2 protein-coding genes are annotated in these 1,401 nt (G+C 68.0%); both read right to left on the bottom strand.

The features are described 5' to 3' along the window. Positions 1–28: 28 nt before the first annotated feature. Positions 29–250 carry an MbtH family protein gene (locus ACFXGJ_RS24440; protein ID WP_378625863.1) on the bottom strand — a complete coding sequence of 74 codons (222 nt, stop codon included), beginning with the start codon at positions 248–250 and terminating at the stop codon, positions 29–31. An 86-nt stretch (positions 251–336) separates the two neighbouring features. Further along, the coding region (locus tag ACFXGJ_RS24435) for a thioesterase domain-containing protein (RefSeq protein ID WP_378625862.1) at positions 337–1,401 on the bottom strand (1,065 nt) is incomplete at its 5' end.

Raw genomic sequence — 1,401 nt, 5'->3', positions numbered from 1 at the left:
CCTGAGGGCCGGGCGACGACAGCCGTGCCTATTTGTCCGAGTCCCCCGCCATCGCCTCGATCAGGCTCTTGGGACGCATGTCGGTCCAGTTGGCCTCGACATACCCGATGCATTCCTGACGCGAGGCCGGGCCGTGTACATCGGTCCATCCCGCGGGCACCTCGGCGAACATGGGCCACAGCGAATGCTGTCCCTCGTCGTTCACCAGCACCAGGAACTGGCCGTCCTCGTCATCGAAGGGGTTGCTCATCCGTCTGCCTCTCTCGTCAACACTTTTGTCTTGCAGTCATTCTCGTGCTCCGCCGCACTCTCGAACCGCGGAGGCCTACGCCGTACTCACTCGTCGGCCGCGACCTCCTCGCTGTCCCACACCTCACGCAGTACCGCACCGATCTTGGCCAGCGCGGCCGGCGACGCCATTCCCCAGTGGGTCTCGTCGACGCCGTGAGCCCTGATGCGGCCGTCGACACCGTCCTGCCAGGTGCCGGCGCCGACGCTGCCGGTCGGATCGTCCGCGAGCGCTGCGAAGTACACGAGGTCGCCCTTGAACTTGGCGGGAAGGTACGCATCCATCACGGCGACCGAAGCACCCGCCGCATCCACCGCGGCGGCGATCCGCTCCGCCCCGAGGGCGTTGAACGGCGCGGGGAGGTTCTCGACGAGTCCGCCCAGCATCTCCTCGGACAGTACCTCGTCGGCCAGTGCTTCCAGCGAAGCCTCCGGAGCATCGGACACGAGCGCCGGGAGCAGACCGCCGAGCAGATCCCCAGCGGTCATGGCCCGATCGGCGAGCACCCCGTCGGCCGGACGCTCCGCGAAGCTGTCCATCATGGCCAGCAAGGAGACCTCGTCGCCCTCGGACTGGAGCAGCGCCGCCATCGCGTGAGCGATCACCCCGCCGAGCGACCAGCCGATCAGGTTGTACGGCCCCTCCGGCTGCACGGTCCGGACCTGCTCGACGTACATCCGAGCCCATGCCTCGACAGTCTCGGGCATCGGAGCCACACCGGACAGGACGGGCGACTGCAAGCCGTAGATCCCCCGTTCCCTGTCGATGTGGGCGGAGAGTCCGGCGAAGGCCCACGAGAGACCGATGATCGGGTGGATGCAGAACACCGGCGGCTTGGACCCGCCCGGCCGCAGCGGGAGCAACACGTCGAATGCCGCGTCCTCGGCCATGCTCTCGAGTCCCAGCCGCGCAGACACGATCCTGGCGGCCAGCGCCTCCGTGGTCGACGTGGTGAACAGCCACATCACCGGAACCGACACCGCGAGTTCGGCGCCGAGCCTGGAAGCCGCCTGCATGGCGATCAGCGAGTTGCCACCCAGACCGAAGAAGTCGTCGTCGAGACCGACCCGCTCGACACCGAGCAACTCCCCGAACACCGACGCCACAACCCG

Origin of the sequence: Rhodococcus sp. NPDC059234 (assembly GCF_042754225.1) — a bacterium.
Lineage (GTDB): Bacteria > Actinomycetota > Actinomycetes > Mycobacteriales > Mycobacteriaceae > Rhodococcus_G.
This window is presented reverse-complemented; position numbering and strand designations above follow the sequence as displayed.

What these genes read in the sequence shown, in the direction of transcription:
- ACFXGJ_RS24440 (WP_378625863.1), bottom strand. Translation starts at nt 250, where the DNA reads ATGAGCAACCCCTTCGATGACGAGGACGGCCAGTTCCTGGTGCTGGTG.